The 17,253-nt window shown below is 67.6% G+C and carries 14 protein-coding genes; 6 read left to right on the top strand and 8 right to left on the bottom strand.

What is annotated here, in order from left to right; genetic code table 11:
• Positions 1-91 precede the first annotated feature (91 nt).
• Both VG556_RS08775 and VG556_RS08770 read left to right on the top strand, forming a co-directional pair.
• Positions 92-544, top strand: a complete 453-nt coding sequence (locus VG556_RS08775; RefSeq protein WP_100450327.1) for a ribonuclease domain-containing protein — start codon at positions 92-94, stop codon at positions 542-544.
• Positions 544-957, top strand: coding sequence for a barstar family protein (locus VG556_RS08770; protein ID WP_014647739.1), 414 nt, complete (start codon positions 544-546; stop codon positions 955-957). The genes VG556_RS08775 and VG556_RS08770 overlap by 1 nt, the downstream gene beginning before the upstream one ends.
• A gap of 126 nt (positions 958-1,083) precedes the next feature.
• Here the strand turns inward: VG556_RS08770 and VG556_RS08765 are convergent, their stop codons facing one another.
• Both VG556_RS08765 and VG556_RS08760 read right to left on the bottom strand, forming a co-directional pair.
• Complete coding sequence (locus VG556_RS08765; RefSeq protein WP_100450328.1) at positions 1,084-2,847, bottom strand: hypothetical protein; 1,764 nt, start codon at positions 2,845-2,847, stop codon at positions 1,084-1,086.
• 10 nt (positions 2,848-2,857) lie between these two features.
• Positions 2,858-3,457, bottom strand: a complete 600-nt coding sequence (locus VG556_RS08760; protein WP_100450329.1) for an NfuA family Fe-S biogenesis protein — start codon at positions 3,455-3,457, stop codon at positions 2,858-2,860.
• A 90-nt stretch (positions 3,458-3,547) separates the two neighbouring features.
• Between VG556_RS08760 and VG556_RS08755 the strand changes: the two genes are divergently transcribed.
• From VG556_RS08755 to zupT, 3 genes are all read left to right on the top strand, one after another.
• Positions 3,548-3,898 (top strand): 4a-hydroxytetrahydrobiopterin dehydratase, encoded by a 351-nt coding sequence (locus VG556_RS08755; protein ID WP_014647741.1) that lies wholly within the window; start codon positions 3,548-3,550, stop codon positions 3,896-3,898.
• The gene (locus tag VG556_RS08750) at positions 3,895-4,311 is read left to right on the top strand and encodes an energy transducer TonB (protein WP_014647742.1); all 417 of its coding nucleotides are present in this window, start codon (positions 3,895-3,897) and stop codon (positions 4,309-4,311) included. The genes VG556_RS08755 and VG556_RS08750 overlap by 4 nt, the downstream gene beginning before the upstream one ends.
• A 99-nt stretch (positions 4,312-4,410) precedes the next feature.
• Positions 4,411-5,220, top strand: coding sequence for a zinc transporter ZupT (gene zupT, locus VG556_RS08745; protein ID WP_014647743.1), 810 nt, complete (start codon positions 4,411-4,413; stop codon positions 5,218-5,220).
• A 102-nt stretch (positions 5,221-5,322) separates the two neighbouring features.
• Here zupT and VG556_RS08740 read toward each other — a convergent pair whose 3' ends face one another.
• The gene (locus VG556_RS08740) at positions 5,323-6,297 is read right to left on the bottom strand and encodes an RluA family pseudouridine synthase (RefSeq protein ID WP_049403782.1); all 975 of its coding nucleotides are present in this window, start codon (positions 6,295-6,297) and stop codon (positions 5,323-5,325) included.
• 407 nt (positions 6,298-6,704) lie between these two features.
• Here VG556_RS08740 and rne point away from each other — a divergent pair, with 407 nt between their 5' ends.
• Positions 6,705-9,977 (top strand): ribonuclease E, encoded by a 3,273-nt coding sequence (gene rne / locus VG556_RS08735; protein ID WP_111144196.1) that lies wholly within the window; start codon positions 6,705-6,707, stop codon positions 9,975-9,977.
• A gap of 169 nt (positions 9,978-10,146) precedes the next feature.
• On the opposite strand, the gene VG556_RS08730 is transcribed toward rne, so the two are convergent.
• The 5 genes from VG556_RS08730 to VG556_RS08710 are packed head-to-tail and all read right to left on the bottom strand — an operon-like array spanning position 10,147 to position 17,252.
• Positions 10,147-11,034: an endonuclease/exonuclease/phosphatase family protein gene (locus VG556_RS08730; RefSeq protein WP_032960121.1), complete on the bottom strand. Its 888-nt coding sequence runs from the start codon at positions 11,032-11,034 to the stop codon at positions 10,147-10,149.
• A gap of 2 nt (positions 11,035-11,036) precedes the next feature.
• Positions 11,037-14,204 carry a discoidin domain-containing protein gene (locus VG556_RS08725; protein WP_100450331.1) on the bottom strand — a complete coding sequence of 1,056 codons (3,168 nt, stop codon included), beginning with the start codon at positions 14,202-14,204 and terminating at the stop codon, positions 11,037-11,039.
• Positions 14,201-15,037 (bottom strand): carbohydrate ABC transporter permease, encoded by an 837-nt coding sequence (locus VG556_RS08720; protein ID WP_006456347.1) that lies wholly within the window; start codon positions 15,035-15,037, stop codon positions 14,201-14,203. The genes VG556_RS08725 and VG556_RS08720 overlap by 4 nt, the downstream gene beginning before the upstream one ends.
• Complete coding sequence (locus VG556_RS08715) at positions 15,034-15,915, bottom strand: carbohydrate ABC transporter permease (protein WP_005410323.1); 882 nt, start codon at positions 15,913-15,915, stop codon at positions 15,034-15,036. The genes VG556_RS08720 and VG556_RS08715 overlap by 4 nt, the downstream gene beginning before the upstream one ends.
• Positions 15,912-17,252: a sugar ABC transporter substrate-binding protein gene (locus tag VG556_RS08710; RefSeq protein ID WP_100450332.1), complete on the bottom strand. Its 1,341-nt coding sequence runs from the start codon at positions 17,250-17,252 to the stop codon at positions 15,912-15,914. The genes VG556_RS08715 and VG556_RS08710 overlap by 4 nt, the downstream gene beginning before the upstream one ends.
• Between the last annotated feature and the right edge of the window lies 1 nt (position 17,253).

The following is a 17,253-nucleotide window of genomic DNA, read 5'->3' as shown; positions in this document are numbered from 1 at the left end:
TTGTTACGCAGCAGTGACGCAGCGCGCTCCTCATGCACCGTGCAGCGCACAGGCGCTACAGTGCGTGTACTACCCTCGCCCGCCCCTGCCCATGCGCAACCCCCGGCTGCTGATCACCGCCATCGCCCTGCTGCTGCTCGGCCTGGTCGCCAACCATTTCCTGCAAAGGCCGCCAGCGCCGCAGTTCGCGCCCGACCTGCAGGGCATGCCTGTCGCGCGCGCGCCGGCCACCGCCTCGCCCGGCAAGGACAGCGGACTTCCCGCGTTCCTGCCCGCCGAAGCGCGCGCGACCATCGCCCTGATCCAGCGTGGCGGTCCATTCCCGCACCGCCAGGACGGCAGTACCTTCAGCAACCGCGAGCAGCAGCTGCCGCAGCGCGCGCGCGGCTACTACCGCGAATACACCGTCGACACCCCTGGCGCGCGTACGCGTGGCACGCGTCGCATCGTCACCGGCGGCGATCCGCCGGAAGCGTGGTACTACACCGACGACCATTACGCGTCATTCCGCAGCTTCACCGTACCGGCCCAGGGAGCGCAGTGATGAGCCACGATGATTTCGGCCTTGGCCTGCATGACATCAACAACGCCGGCGTCTACGCCATCGACAGCGACGACATCGGCGCACTGGCCGCGGCGATGCGCGATGCCGGCCTGAAAGTGATCCGCATCGATCTGGAGGGCGTCGCGGACAAGCGCACCCTGCTCGCCCGTTTGGCCGCACAGCTGGATTTCCCGGCCGGTTTCGGCGGCAACTGGGATGCGCTGTCGGACAACCTGCGCGACCTGCAATGGCTGCCGGCCAATGGCTACGCGCTGTTCCTGGCCGACGTGGACGCGCTGCGCGCCGGTCCGCAGAAGGACTTCGACACCCTGCTGGACGTGATGGACGAGACCAGCCGTGACTGGGTCGGCCGCGACGTACCGTTCTGGGTGTTCCTGTCGCAGAGCGCGTAAGGTCACTGCCTTGGCCGGGATGCACTGACGCCTTGGCAGAGGCCGACCTTGGTCGGCGCTTCTGTGCCAACCAAGGTTGGCATCTACCAAAGCGCGGGCCGGCCAGCACGTGGGCACGACCCCTGTCTAGCGGCTCCCGTTGTCTTCCTGCAGTTCCTTCTTGAACGGGATGTCCGGCGGCGGTCGTGCCACGGCCGGCTGGTCCTGCATGTTGGGGTTGGTCAGGCCACAGCCGCCACCGGCCTGCAGGATCGAAATGACGCAGGAGATCCTTGTGTTGGTGCCCGGCAATGGAATCTCCATCGCCTTGACGCCCTTGCGCACCCATTCGGCCAGCAGCGATTCCTGCGGCACCCAGTATTTGTCGAACGAGGTCGGCGTGTAGTCGTACGGCGGGCGCTTCAGCCAGGTGCCGGACTGCGCAATGCGCTCCTTGCTCCAGCCGTCGTTGGCACCGCCGGGCGCACCGCGCGCGGCATGGCCATCGCCCTCCTGGCCAGGCACGCGCACGCTGCCATCGGCATTGAACAGGCCGCTGCCCTTGCCGGCGGTACTGGCCTGGCGGGTACCGTTGCTGCTGCCGTCGCGGTTGCGGCTGGAAGACCCCCAGTCATCGCCCTTGGCAGGCGTCGCCCAGTTGCCTGGATCAGGCGCCGGGCGCGCTCCCGCGTTTGCGGGTGTGCTGCTGGATGCTGACGGACGCGCGCTGCTGCTCGCCTGCGTCGCGCTGCCCTGGGCCGCAGTCGCGGGCGTCGCCGTGGCACTGCCACTGGAGGATGCCGGCGCTGCCACCGGTGCCGAGGCCACTTCACGTTCCCGCACCTGCACGTCGCGGCCAGTGGGCGCGCGTACGGCGGGCTCACGCCCGGCCACCGCCGCCATCCGCACCTGCGGATCGGCCACGGCCTGCACTTCACGTTCGCGCACCTGCACGTCCTGCTGCGGCACGCGCACCTGCACTTCCGCGCTGCGCAGCGGCTGGGGAGCGACCGGCGCGTCGACCGTACTGACTTCGCGTTCGCGCACCTGGATGTCACGCACCTGCGGCGTGCGCACGGCCAGTTCCGGGGTACGCACCGGGCTTGGTGTCGGCGGCGCCTGCACCGGCTGCACGCTGCGCTCGCGCACGGCGGGTGTGCTGTCACGCGGCACGACGCTGACTTCGGTGCGCGGCACACTGACCGGCGGCACCACGAAATCCGTGCTGGCCTGCGCCACTTCGGTGGCCTGGACGGGCGAAGGCGGCGGCGCGGCCACCGGCGCCGGCTCGGCGTCGGCCGGCGGTGGTGGTGGAACGCTGGCGGTCGGCGCGGATGCCGGGGATGAGGCGGTGGTTTCGGCAGCCACCGGACGTGGCGCAGGGGCCGAGGCAGCGCCCGCCTCCTGGCCCGGCGCAACCCGACCTGCCGCCGCAGCCGCAGCCGCTTCGGCGCCCGGCTGATCGCCACCGCCTTCCTGCGATGCGCGGCCGACGAACTCCACCTGCACGCGCTCGCCCTCGGTGCCCTCTTCGTCCGGCGCGCTGGTACGGATCACCGCCACCCACAGCAACAGCACGAAGAACAGCAGGTGCAGCAGTGCACTGACCAGTGCCGAGGTCCAGCGCATCCAGCGCTGGTCGCGCGGCGCGGCGTCCCAGTCCTGCCAGAACAATCGGCGCAGCGCCTGCCACGGCGACAGCCGCGGCGACTGGCCTGGCGGGCCCGGCAGCGGGCGCGGCAGGAAAACTGCGATCACCTCGCGGGCATGGAACGGCCGCGGCAGTGGCCCCAGCGAGCGCAGCCACAGCGCCCAGCCATAGGGCAGGCGCGTGGACTTCTCGAGGACGGCGCGGGGCTGCTGGCGCGCCAGCAGCAGATCAATGAGTTGCTCGGCCCGGGTCAGAGGCACGCGTCAGCGATCAGGCGACGTTGCCGCGCGGAATGTAAGGCGCGTGGCCGCTGTCATGATCGGTCGCGTCACGCACGGCGGTCACGCCCGGCACGCGGCCCATCAGGGTCTTTTCGATGCCCTGCTTGAGCGTCACATCGGCCATGCCGCAGCCCTGGCAGCCACCACCGAAGCGCAGCAGCACCACGCCGTCGGACGAGACTTCCTGCACGGCCACCTTGCCGCCATGCGAGGCCAGCTGCGGATTGACTTCGTTCTCCACCACCCAGTGCACGCGTTCGACCAGCGAGGCCGCATCACCCGGCGCTTCGCCCTTGATGCGCGGCGCCTTGATGGTCAGCTGCTGGGCACCGGCGGTGCCGGCGACGATGTCGATCTCGGCGCCATCGAGCCAGCCAACGCTGCCGGCGTCGACATAGAGGGTGAAACCATCGCAGTCCACCGCCCACTCGTCACCGAGCAGGTCGGTCGGTTCGGCGAATTCCAGCCGGGCGTCGGCGCGCGGCGTACCGGGGTCGACCGCGCTCAGGCGCACGCCCATGCCGGGCACGCCCTCGCGTTCGATCAACCTGCGGAAATGGGTCTGGGCAGTGTCGGAGATCTGGATCATCAGGCTATTCTAGCCAAGTAAGCGTCAGCCGCTCATTCGGTTTATACACCGTCCGGCGCATTGTTCAGTCAACACGAGGTGGAGATTCCCATGGCCGACCTGATTCCACTGGCCCAGGCCCGTTGCGTGCCGCGCAAAGGCAGCGACCACAAGCTCGGCGAGGCCCGCCTGGCCGAACTGCTGCCGCAGGTTCCCGGCTGGGAGCTGAGCGAGGGTGACCAGGCCCTGTCGCGTACCTTCCGCTTCAAGGATTACTACGCCACCATGGCCTTCGTGAACGCACTGGCCTGGATCGCCCACCGCGAGGACCACCACCCGGACCTGGGCGTGCACTACGACCGCGCGGTCGTGCGCTTCTCCACCCACGATGTGGGCGGGCTGAGCGAGAACGACTTCATCTGCGCGGCCAAGACTTCGGCCCTGACGGAGCAACTGCCATGAACGTACGTTTGCTGAGCCTGTCCCTGATCGCTGCGACCGGCCTGGCCGGCTGTGGCGCGTCCGAACCGCCGTCACCGCCACCGCCGCCGCCGACCGAAGTGGCCGCGGTGAAGACGCCGCCGCCGCAGTACCCGCTGGAACTGGCCTGCATGGGCGTGGGTGGCACCAGCACCTTCAAGGTGACCATCGGCACCGACGGCAAGCCGAGCGAGGTTGCGCTGTTGACCGGGGCCGGCAACCCGCAGCTGGACGAACTGGCCAAGACCGCCGTGCAGGGCTGGCAGTTCAAGGCCGCCACCCGTAACGGCCAACCGGTGCCGGCCACCATCCAGGTTCCTGTCAGCTTCAACCCGCCACAGCCGAAGCCGGACCAGTGCTTCGCCATCGAAGAACGCCTGCGCCGCGGCGGCTGATCGCGCGCCCCCCCGACGGGGCCTGCCGACGCCCGCCTCGCCCTCGCCGCCCCGGCCCTGCCCGGGGCGGCTGTCTGTTGACCAGGATCGCGTGGGTTGATGCTGCAGATTCCCCCTGAAAACATCTGGATCGCACTGGCGGTCACGCTTGCCGCAGGCCTGGCCACCGCGATCGGCAGCCTGCTGGTGCTGTTCTCGCGCCGCCCCAGCCCGCGCCTGCTGGCGTTCGGCCTGGCCTTTGCCGGTGGCGCGATGGTCTATGTGTCGCTGTCGGAGATCCTCAACAAGTCCATTGCGTCGTTTGCACTGGCGTATGGCGAGCGCACCGGCTTCACCTACGGCACCTTGGCCTTCCTGCTGGGCGTGATCGTGATCGTACTGATCGACCACTTCATTCCCAATCCGCATGACAGCCTGGACAAACAGGACCCTGCGTTCCGCGAGAACAGCCGCGAGTACCTGAAGCGGGTCGCGCTGCTGACCTCGGTTGCGATCACCGCACACAATTTCCCGGAAGGGCTGGCGACCTTCTTTGCCACGCTGGAAAGCCCATCGGTGGGCATGCCACTGGCCTTCGCCATCGCCATCCACAACATTCCCGAGGGCATCGCGATCGCGGTGCCGGTGTACTTCGCCACCCAGAACAAGTTCTACGCGTTCAGTGCCAGCCTGCTGTCCGGCCTGGCCGAGCCCGTGGGCGCGGCGCTTGGCTACTGGCTTCTGTCAGGATCGCTGTCGCACGCCACGTTCGGCTGGGTGTTCGGCCTGATCGCCGGCGTGATGGTGTTCCTGGCGCTGGATGAGCTGCTGCCGGCGGCCAAGCGCTATGCCAAGGGCCACGAGACGGTTTATGGACTGGTGGCCGGCATGGGCACGCTGGCGATCAGCCTGGTGCTGTTCAAGTGGTGAGGGGTTCCCGGCTCGCCCTGTAGAGTCCAGCCATGCTCGACTGGCTTTCCGCGTGGCCCGACCGAGGCGCAGTCGAGCGTGGCTCGACGCTACAGGAGATCCCTACTTCAGCCGGTCCAGCGCCTCGACCAGCTCATCCGCCAGCGGCGCGTTCAATACGTATGGGCTCTTGCCGTCATCCAGCGCGAACTCCAGCGAGGCCGCATGCAGGAACAGGCGCTTCAGCCCGATCTGCTCACGAAGCCGCTTGTTGACCGCTGGATCGCCGTATTTGTCGTCACCGGCCACTGGATGCCCCAGATGCTGGGCGTGCACGCGGATCTGGTGGGTACGGCCGGTCTCGATGCGGACTTCGCAGTACGAATGGCCACCGCGGCGTTCCAGCACCCGGAAGTGGCTGATCGATTCCTTGCCGATCGCATTGACCTGCACATGGCGCTCGCCGCCCTGGCGCAGGCCCACGTGCAGCGGTGCGTCGACCGTCATCACGCCGTCGGGCATGCGCCCGGCCAGCAGCGTCAGGTAGCGCTTGCGGATGCCGGCGCCGTGGTCTTCACGCAGCAAGGCCTGCAGTTCGCTCAGCGCCGAGCGCTTCTTGGCCACGATCAGCAGGCCCGAGGTGTCGCGATCCAACCGGTGGACCAGCTCCAGGGTCTGCCCCGGGCGCAGCGCGCGCAGGGTCTCGATGGCGCCGAAGCTGATGCCGCTGCCGCCGTGGCTGGCCACGCCGGTCGGCTTGTTCAGGGCCAGCAGGCGGGCGTCCTCGAAGACGATGGCCTGCTCCAGGCGGCGCATGAACGCCTCCGGCGGACCGGCCTTGTCTCCCTCCTCAGTGAGACGGACCGGTGGCACGCGCACCTCGTCACCGGCCTCGAGCTTGCGCTCGGCCTTGGCGCGGCCACCGTTCACCCGAACCTGGCCACTGCGCACCAGCTTGTAGACCAGGCTGCGCGGGGCGCCCTTCAGCTGGCCGAGCAGGAAGTTGTCCAGGCGCTGGCCGGCGCGGTCGGCGGGAACGGTGATCATGCGCACGGAAGGCTTGTCGCCAGCGGGTTTGGTGGGGTCTTGGGCGGTCATCAGGCTGTTTATTCTGTTACACTCGGGGGGCGAGATAAGGGATTGATTTCGTTGGAAGTTACTCAGGGCCAGAAGCCCAGCTTCCGACGAATCCGGCACAGTGCGCGACCACCGCCCGCGGGGCGGCCATGTTAGCGGCTCACCGGCCTTCCCGGCCATCGCCGGATGCCTGACACGCAACCGTGCTGAACATGTCCCGCGTGGCGCTCCAGCCTGGCTGACAGCTGCCTGCGGCCTGTAACACCCCAAAACCCATAAGAGTGAAGCGCTCCCGCGGCCTGCCGTGGTGTCGTAGCGCTGGAAACCCAAGCCGCCCTCCCCGCGCTTGCGCGAATGGGCGGCGAACCGTGTCCAGAGGCGAAACCCCATGGCGTTCCGCGCGGTAGCCGCTTGCGAGGAACGCAACAATGAAGCGAATGCTGATCAACGCCACGCAGGCTGAAGAGCTGCGTGTTGCCATCGTGGATGGCCAGTCGTTGTATGACATCGACATCGAACAGCCGTCGAAGGAACAGAAGAAGTCCAACATCTACAAGGGCCGGATCTTCCGCATCGAGCCCTCGCTGGAAGCCGCCTTCGTCGAGTACGGCGGTGGCCGCCATGGCTTCCTGCCGCTGAAGGAAATCTCCCGCGACTACTTCCAGGCCGGTGTCGACCACAACAAGACCGGCATCCGCGAGCTGCTGAAGGAAGGCCAGGAGATCGTCGTCCAGGTCGACAAGGAAGAGCGTGGCAACAAGGGCGCCGCCCTGACCACGTTCATCTCGCTGGCCGGCCGCTACATGGTGCTGATGCCGAACTCGCCCAGCGCAGGCGGCGTTTCCCGTCGCATCGAGGGCGAAGACCGGGCCGCGCTGAAGGACGCCCTGGACAAGCTGAACATTCCCGACGACATGGGCGTGATCATCCGTACCGCCGGCGTCGGCCGCGATGCGGAAGAGCTGCAGTGGGACCTGGACTACCTGCTCAATGTCTGGCGCGCCATCGCCGAAGCCGCACTGAGCAAGCCGGCTCCGTTCCTGATCTACCAGGAATCGCGCCTGATCGTGCGCGCCCTGCGTGACTACCTGCGCGCCGACATCGGCGAGATCCTGGTGGACACCGAGGAGATGTACGAGCACGCCCGCGAGTTCATGCAGCAAGTGATGCCGCAGACCCTGCGCAAGCTCAAGCATTACAAGGACGACATCCCGCTGTTCAACCGCTTCCAGATCGAGTCGCAGATCGAGGGCGCCTACGAGCGCAACGTGCGCCTGCCGTCGGGCGGCTCGATCGTGGTCGACCAGACCGAAGCGCTGACCGCGGTCGACGTCAATTCCTCGCGCGCCACCAAGGGCAGCGACATCGAGGACACCGCGTTCCAGACCAACCTGGAAGCGGCCGAGGAAGTGGCCCGCCAGCTGCGCCTGCGCGACCTGGGCGGCCTGGTGGTGATCGACTTCATCGACATGGCCTCCAACAAGCACCAGCGCGAGGTCGAGAACCGCCTGGCCAACGCGCTGAAGTACGACCGTGCGCGCGTCCAGGTTGGCCGCATCTCGCGCTTCGGCCTGCTGGAAATGAGCCGCCAGCGCCTGCGCCCGAGCCTGGGTGAATCCAGCCAGATCGTCTGCCCGCGTTGCGACGGCCACGGCCGCATGCGCAGCGTCGAGTCGCTGTCGCTGTCGATCATCCGCGTTGCCGAAGAGCATGCGATGAAGGAAAACACCGGGCAGGTGCTGGTCCAGGCGCCGGTGGAGATCGCCAATTACCTGCTGAACGAAAAGCGCAGTGCCCTGCGCGAGATCGAGCAGCGCCACGAGGCGCCGATCGTGATCGTCGCCGACGAGCAGCTGCACACCCCGCACTACACCGTCACCCGCCTGCGCGAGAACGAGCTGGGTGAAGAGAGCAACAAGCCCAGTTACCAGCGCGGCACCCCGCGCAAGCTGCCGGTGCATGCCCTGACCAAGGGCCAGCTGAACATCCCGCCGCCGGCGGTGACCCAGGTCAAGCACACCTCCCCCGCCCCGGTGCGCGAGGAAGTGGAGCCGGCCGCAGCGGCACCGGCCCCGGTCGTGGCAGCGCCGGTTGCAGCGGCCCCGAGCGGCGGCGTGATCGGTTGGCTCAAGCGCGTGTTCGGTGGCGAACCGGCGCCGGCGCCGGCGCCGGCGGCTCCTGTTGCCCGCCAGCAGCAGGACGGCGGCCGCAAGGACCGCAACAAGGATCGCAACAAGGACCGCAAGGATCGCCGCGACGACAACCGTGGCAACGGCAACGCTCAGCAGCAGAAGGATGGCGGCAACCGCAAGGAGCGCGGTGAGCAGCGCAAGGACGGCCGCAACGGCAACAACGGCAATGCCCAGCAGCAGCCGCAGCAGGGCAGGCAGAAGGAGCCTCAGCAGAAGGACGGCCAGCAGCCGCATCAGCAGAACAAGCCGCGCAACGAGCAGCAGGGCCAGAACCAGAACCAGCAGCAGCCGAAGCTGAAGCAGCCCAAGCAGCCGCGCCAGCCGCAGGACGGTGACAAGCCGGCCGAGAAGCCGCAGCGCAGCACCGCCGAGGCACCGGCCGAGGCCGTGACCGCGGCTGCCGCCGTGGCCGCCACGGCGGTCGCCGCCAATGGGGTGACCGCTCAGGAAGCCACTGCGCCGGTGGCGCCGGTTGCGCCGGCCGCCTCCGCTCCGGCGGAAGCCACTGCACCGGCGGACACCACTGCCAACGCCGGCAACGAGGCCGAGGCGATTGCCGTGACCGGTGAAGAGGCTGCTGTCGACGCCAACGGCGAGCAGGCCGGTGAAGGCGCGACCCGCCGCCGCCGTGGCCGTCGTGGTGGCCGTCGCCGCCGTCGTGGTGGCGCCGAGAACGCTGCCGGCAGCGATGGCCTGGGCGATGATCAGGACGACGCGGACGACAGTGATGACACCGATGCCGCTGATGTCGCCGAGCAGAGCAACGACAGCGTCGCCGGGACCACTCCGGTCGCCGCTGCGCAGCCGGCCCGTTCGCAACCGGAATTCGATTTCGATGACGAAGTCGAACCGACCGCTGCCGAATCCGAAAAGCCGGTCCGTGCCGCCGCCGCTGTTGTCGCCGCGCCGGTCGCGGTGGTGAGCAGCGCCTTGGTCGATGCCGCTGCACCGGTGGTGGCCGAAGTACAGGCGCCGATCGATACCGTGGCCAAGGCCGAACCGGCATCTTCGCCGGTGCAGACCAGCATGCTCGATGCCATCGACGCGGCGACCCCGGCCCAGCCGGTGGTGGCTGCAGCACCGGCGGTCGAAGCCAAGCCGGTCGTGGTTGAGGCTGCCCCGGCCGTTGAAGCCACTCCGGTGGTCGAAGTGAAGCCGGTCGTGGTCGAGGCTGCTCCGGTCGTGGAATCGAAGCCGGAGGTTGTTGCAGCGTCCCCGGTGGCTGAAGCCGAGCCGCTGGCCGTTGAGGCCGCCCCGGTGGTGGAGGCCGCTCCCGCGGTTGAAGCCAAGCCGGTGGTCGAGACCGCACCGGTCGCCGAACAGCCAGTCGCTCCGGTGGCAGTTGAAGCCGCACCGGTGGAAGCTGCGGCCCCGGTCGCCGATGCGGTGGTGACGCCGTCGATCGATCCGGTCGCCGATGGTCACGCCGATGCCGCCGCCCAGGCGGCCGAAGCCAAGGCCGACGAAGAAGACGAAGACGCCGCCAAGCGCACGCCGCCGGCGAACTGATCGCGATCTGGGCGCGTGAAAAGGAACGGCGGGGATCGATGATCCCCGCCGTTTCTGTTTGTGCGCCGGGCGCGTGCAGCGCTCTGGTAGAGGCCAACCTTGGTTGGCGCCGTTGTTCGAGCGAACGCGGACACGTCCGTGCCAACCAAGGTTGGCACCTACCAGGACATCAGCGCGTCGGCGCGAACTGCAACCGGGTCCACACGCCGTAGTGGTCCGAGGCCCAGCGACCGCTGTCATCGGGCTGGTCGAACAGGAGCTTCGCTTCGCGCGCGACCATCCGGTCCTGCTGGAAGAAGATGTGGTCGATACGCGAAGGTGCCTGGTAATAGTGCCGGTTCAAGGTGCTGACCCCGGCCAGGTCGGTGTTGACGTGCACGCTGCCATAGCTGTCGCCGTAATGGCTGCGCAGCTCGCTCAGGTCACCTGCGTCCACCAGCGCATTGAAGTCGCCCGCGATCACCACCGGCGCGCCGGCCGAGGTAGCGGTGATGAAGCGCAGCAGGTCCTCGACCTGGGTACGACGGATGCGCTGACCACTCTCGTCGTTGCGCTCGTTGAGATGCGTGGCGTAGACGTTCACCGGTGTGCCGTCGACGTCGATGCGCAGGTGGGCCACCGTGCGGTAGTCGTCCAATGGCAGCAGCAGATGATCCCCCTGGGCGAGGATCGGCCGCCGGGTCAGCAACGCATTGCCGTAACGCTTCGGCGCGCCCACCGGATCGGTGGACACGAACACGTACTTGTAGCCGAGCTGGCTGGCCAGCCACTGCGCCTGGTTGCGCACGTTGCGGCGCTGGATCACCTCCTGCAGCGCGATGGCATCGGGCTGCAGGCGCTTGAGTTCGGCCAGGATGGTACGGCGGCGGCTCGGCCAGTCTTCGCGGTCATGATGGAGGTTGAAGGTGACCATGCTCATGCCTGGCGCGCTGGCGATGTCCACCGCTGGCGATGCGACCTGCGGCACCGCCGCCAGCGTCAGCCCTGGCAATGCCAATGCAATGGCCAGCCCCAGGGCGCGCACCGTCGCGCGCGCTCCCTCCCCTTGTTGCTTCATCGTTACTGCCCCTTGCGCTCGGCGCGGCGCACCGCGCCCGGTACATCGATCTCGACCCGTGCCGGCAGCTGGTGCACGTGCAGTTCCTTGTTGATCCATTCGGCCGCTTCGCCGTTGATGGTCGCCTCGCCCGGATCACCGGCGTACGGCCACGGCAACACCACGCCACCGACCGGTGGCACCAGGCCCGGCTGCACCTCCAGCACCAGCTGCTTGTCGCTGCGCTGCAGGCGGTAATTGAGCTGGCCCTGCGGCGTGCGAAGGCCCTGCACGGCGATGCCCTCGCCCTGCAGCCAGGCCGTCGGGATGCCGGCGGCCAACACCAGCGCATCGTCCATGTCACGACTGTAGGCGAACATGTCCAGGGCCGAGCGCACGAAGTCCGAGGCGACCCAGGCATGCGGCAGGTCACCGACGAAGAACGGCTTGCGCGGCGTGCGCGAGACCACTTCGGCCCACTGGTTCCAGGCCTGCGGCGCACGGTCCTTGAAGAAGAACTCGGTCGCCTGCCAGGCGCGATCGCGCCAGCCCAGGCGAACGAAGGCGGCCACGTTGCGCCATTCGTACGGCGTGTAGTCCTTCCACTCGCGCTTGCCATCGCGGCGGGCCACGAATTCCTTCCAGTAGCGCTCGAAGGTCGCCTCCAACGCCTGCTGCGGCAGCCGGCCCTGCTCGCCGCCCGGCGCCAGCGCGATGGTGGTCGAGGTCGCGTCGAAATCGCCCAGCTCGGCCGAGCCCGGCAGGTAGTCGATGTTGTGCTGCTGCATCGCCGACAGCAGTGACGCCTGCAGGTCATCACGGAACTGGTCACGCGACTCGGCGATCTGCATCGCTTCGACCTTGCCCAGCTGGGCCGCCAGCGATGCTGCGTCCTTGTAGCCGCGCAACGCCCAGAAATTATCCCAGTACGAATGCATCGGCTTGGCCGAATAGCCTTCGTGGCTGATCGAGGCCGGCATCATCCCGTAGAACGCCGGGTTGCGCGCACGGTTCTCTTCGGTACGCTCGCTGGCACGCAGCTGCTCCATGTAGCTGTAGGCGCCCTGCACGTGCGGCCACATCAGCTCGGCGAAGGTGCTGTCGCCGGTATAGCGCCCATATTCGGCGATGCTGTAGATCAGCTCACCGTGGCTGTCGTTCTCCGGCACCGGGTCGCTGCCGCGCGCATCGACACAGCACGGCACCTTGCCGTTCTCGAACTGGTAAGGCGCATACCAGTTGATGTAGTCACGCACGGCATCGCTGCGCCCCATGCGCAGCAGGCCTTCGGAAATCATCGCGCCGTCGCGGATCCAGCTGCGCGCGTACGAGCGCGTGCCCGGCTGCAGGCGCGGGCCGACCCGCGAGATCAGCATGTGCGCCACGGCGGTGCGCAGGGTGTCGACCAGGGCCTGGCCTGCCGCCGGCACCTGCAGCGAGACCACGCCCAGCGCGTGCCGCCACTGTTCGGCCACCTGCGCCTGCGCCTTGGCCACGTCCAGCGCCTGCGGCGCCCAGCTCCCGGTCTGCGGCAGCACCACTGCCACTTCGCGGCTCTGCCCGGGTTCCAGCTTGATCGTATACAGCAGCGCACCGGACGCCATGCCGGTACTGTCCTTCACTGCCGTAGTGGCCGGATACTTTCCGGACGCAAGATGCATCGCATCGAGCTTGCCATCGAACGTGCTGGCGAAACGGGCATCGGGCACCTGCAGTGGATAGATGCGCGGCTCGCCGTTGATGCGTACCAGCTGTTCGCCCACGTCCAGCGCATCGATGCGGCTGAAGCCGCCGACGGTGTTGAGGAACTGGGTCGGCGGGTTGACCTGCCAGGGGCGGATCGCCAGCGCCAGGGTGTACTCGTGCGCCACCTTGTCCGGATTGCTCAGCCGATAGCGGCCGATCAACTGCGCGCGCTCCGGCGTGCCCTGCACGAAGCTGGTCACCGCCAGGCCGGCCTTCTCGTGCACCCAGTCGACGTTGGCGATCGGAAGATAGTGGTCCTGCAGCGACTGGGTCGTGGCCACCTTCGACCAGTCCAGCAGCTTGCCGTCGAGGCGGATGAACGGCTCGATGCTGAAGCTGCCCTTGGCCGGCTCCAGCGCACCGTCCTCGCTGATCAGCGCCTGTTCCTGGCCGCCATCGAGGCCGAGCAGGGTCCAGTACGGCTGTTCGCCCACATACGCACGCGGCAGCGAACCGCGCGGCAGGTCGGCCGCCACCGAGGACAGGAAGGCGTTCGGCGTGGCGGCGAACGCCAGCGGCTTGAGCGTGATGTCACGGATGCCATAGCGCCAGTTCGGGCCATCGAGCAGATCGAAACGCACGTAGCGTGCGTCGGTGTCCGGCAGCGCCAGCCAGTCGCGGCCACCCGCACCGCCGGTCACCTCGCGCACAGTGCGCCAGTCCCGGCCATCTTCGGACGTCCGCACGGTGTAACGATTGGCTTCCAGGTTCGGCAGCCAGTCGATCACCGCCCCGCCGATCTCGCGGCTCTTGTGCAGGTCCAGGCTGATGGTCTGCTGCTTGACCCCGCCGCTGATCCAGAACGTATCGCCCTTGCCATCGATCATGCGGTCCTGCAGCGCGGTGGCGGTATCGGCGATGACCGATGGCACCAGTGCCGAATCATCCTGCGGTGGCAGGCCCTGCAGGGTCAGCTTGTCGAAGCACACCGTGCCGCGGCCACCGACCTTGCTGTAGATCGTGAACTCGACCGCGGCGCTGCGCGCCATCTCCTTCTCGGGCGACGGCCCCCACGCCTTGTCGATCTGGCGACGCCGGTATTCGACCGGTGTCCACGCATTGGGGAAGCTGTAGCCCGGGCGGTTGACCCACCAGACGTTGTCGCCGCTGGCATCGATCAGCTTGAACTGCAGGTCGTTGGCCGGCGAATCACCACGCAGCTGGAAGCCGAAACGGTAGTTGACCGGGTAGTCGATGTTCAGCGCGCGGCGGATGCCGACGTAGCCGGAGACCTTGTGGAAATCATAGTCCAGGCACAGGGCACGGCCGCCGCCGGCGCCGCTGACCGGCCGCAGCGAACCACTGACCTGGTCGGACAGCACCAGTTTCCAGGCGCCGATATCGTCGAAGTCGTCCAGCACCTTCGGCGCCGGCAGTGCCGGTGGTGCGGCGATCGCCAGGGAGGTCCACAACAGTCCCAGTCCAACGGCGATCGCTCGCTTCATCCCTTGACGCTCCCCAGCAACAGACCTTGGATGTAGTACCGCTGCAGCACCAGGAACAGCGCCAGCACCGGAACCACGGTGACCACCGCGCCAGCCATCATCATTTCCACGTCCATGATGTGTTCGCGCGAGAGGGTGGCCAGCGCCACCGGCAAAGTGTAGTGCTCCTGGTCGGTCAACACGATCAGCGGCCACATGAAATCGTTCCATGCGCCCATGAAGGTGAAGATCGCCAGGGTCACCAGCACCGGCTTGAGCATCGGCAGCACGATCTGGAAGAAGATGCGCAGCTCCCCTGCCCCGTCGATGCGCGCCGCTTCCAGCAGTTCGTCCGGGATCGAACGTGCGTACTGGCGTACCAGGAAGATGCCGAACACGCTGGCCAGCGCCGGCACGATCACGCCGCCGAAGCTGTTGACCAGCCCCAGCTGCTTCATCAGCAGGAACAGTGGCAGCATCGCCACCTGCGCTGGAATCACCAGCGCCGCCATCAGTACCTGGAACAGGCGCTCGCGGCCGACGAAGTTGAGCTTGGCGAAAGCGTAACCGGCCATGGTGTTGAGCAGCAGCGAGCCGATCGTGATGCCCAGCGACACCAGCAGGCTGTTGGCAAAGTTGCCGCCCATGCCGGTGCGCGCGAACAGTTCATGGTAGTTGTGCGTGGTGATGCTCGAAGGCAGCAGCGGCGGCGGGAAATGGCTGGCCTCGCCCTGCGGCATGAACGAGACCGAGACCATCCACAGCAGCGGTGCCAGGCTGACCAGGGCCAGCACCAGCAACGCACCATTGATCATCCACGGGTACCAGCGCGACTGGCCGATTTCACGACTCATACCAACTGCCTCTTGCGGCCGAAACGCAGCATCACGGTGGTCACCGCCAGGATGATCAGGAACAGCAGGAACGCCACGGCGGAGGCGCGTCCCAGGTTCCACCACTTGAAGCCTTCCTCGAACATGAAATACAGCACGCTGACGGTGCTCTGCAGTGGGTCGCCGCGGGTCATCACGTAGGGTTCGGCGAACAGCTGGAAGTAGCCGGACACGGTAATCACCCCGACCACCAGCAGCACCGGGCCGAGCATCGGCAGGGTGATGTGCAGGAACTGCTTCCAGCGCGAGGCACCATCGATGCGCGCCGCTTCGTACAGGTCATGCGGGATCGCCTGCAGGCCGGCCAGGAAGATCACCATGTTGTAGCCGAAGTTCTTCCACACCGCGAACAGCATGATGGTCGGCATCGCCCAGTTGGGATCACCCAGCCAGTCGATCGGGCTGATGCCCAGATGGCCCAGGCCGTAGTTCACCAGGCCATAGCTGGTATGGAACAGGTAGCGCCAGATCACCGCCACCGCCACCAGCGTGGTCACCACCGGCGCGAACAGGGCCGTGCGGAACAGGGCCTTGAAGCGCGCGGCCGGTGCATTGAGCAGCATCGCCGCGCCCAGCGACACGCCGATCGACAACGGCACGCCGATCAGCACGAAGTAGGTGGTGTTCCACAGCGACTTCCAGAACATCGGCGTCTGCAGCAGGTCGATGTAGTTGCCCAGGCCGACGAAGCGCAGGTTGCTGCTATCGGCCAGTGCATAGAGGTCGAAGTCGGTCACGCTCAGTGCAAGCGCCGAGGCGACCGGCAGGCCGAAGAACACGCCCAGCACGATCAGCGAGGGGCCGGCGAAGATCCAGCCGGCCAGCGAAGTACGTTTCATTGCGCGCTCCCGGCGGCCACGGCGCTGCTCGATTGCGACGACGGCGCGCGCTCCTGCAGGCGTTGTTGTTCATGCATCCAGCGGCGCTTGGCCAGCACCTTGTCCACGCGCTGGTCCAGCTCTTCCACGGCCTTGTCCTGCGGCAGGCCACCGCGCACCACCTTCTCGGTGACGATGCGCATTTCCTGCACGATGCGCTCCCATTCGAGCACCTTCGGCGTCGGCCTGACCCGCTCCAGCTGATCGCGGAACGCGGCCGCCAGCGGGTCATTGGCCAGCGACGGCGTGTTCCACGCACTGCGGCGCGGCGGCAGGTCGCCAATGATCGAATGGAAGCGTGCCTGGATTTCCGGCCGCGACAGGAATTCGATCAGCTTCCAGGACGCCTCCTTCTGCTGCGACTTGCGGAAGATCACCAGGCTGGTACCACCGGCGATGCCCGCGCCCGGACCGTCCGGCCCCGGCAGCGCGGCGGTGCCCCACTGCCCTTCCAGTTCCTTCGGCTGCAGCTTCTTGAACTCGCGGATGTTCCAGGGGCCGGAGATGTAGAACACGTTGAAGCCGCGGAAGAATTCGTCCCAGACATTGGAGATCTGCGTCTCGGACATCTTCGGCGCCCAGCCCTGCTCGAACATGTTGGCGTAGAAGCCCAGCGTGCGGCGGAACCCCGGGCTGGAGAAATTGCCCCGGGTGTCGTCGTCACGCAGCAGCGGGTCGGGCTGCTGCAAGGCCAGCGACAGCTGCTGCTCGAACTCGTTGATCGGCATCAGCACCGCGTAGCGGCTCGGGCCCTGCATGCGCTTGATCGCCGCCATCTGCTCTTCCCATTCCTGCCACGTACGCGGCGGGTGGTCGTAGCCGGCCTTGGCCAGCAGGTCCTTGCGGTAGTAGATCAGGCGCGTATCGACGTACCACGGCACGCCGACCAGCCCGCCGTGGATCACGTTGGTATCCCAGATGCCCTGGAAGTAGTCCTTCGGGTCGACCACGGTGGAGCGCTGCACGAACGGCTGCAGCGGGGTCAGCGCGTCGAGTTCGGCGAACTCCGGCACCCAGGTGTTGCCAAGCTGGCACACGTCCGGCAGGCCGTCGGCGGCGAACGCGGTCAGCAGCTTCTCATGCGCGGCGGTCCACGGGATGTTCTGCACATCCACCTTGATGCCGGGGTTTTCGGCCTCGAATTCGTGGATCAGCTCGCTGACCACCTCGGCTTCGCGGCCCATCGCCCAGAAGCGCACGGTGGTGGTGCCCGGTTCGGTACGGGCGCAGCCGGCCACGGCCAACGCGGCCATGGCAGGCAGCGCCCAGCGGCGCAGGCGGTCGATCCAGTTCGGCATC

Source organism: Stenotrophomonas sp. CASM106, from assembly GCF_049384825.1.
Lineage (GTDB): Bacteria > Pseudomonadota > Gammaproteobacteria > Xanthomonadales > Xanthomonadaceae > Stenotrophomonas > Stenotrophomonas muris.
Note: the sequence above shows the minus strand (reverse complement) of the source record. Positions and strands in the feature narration are given on the sequence as shown.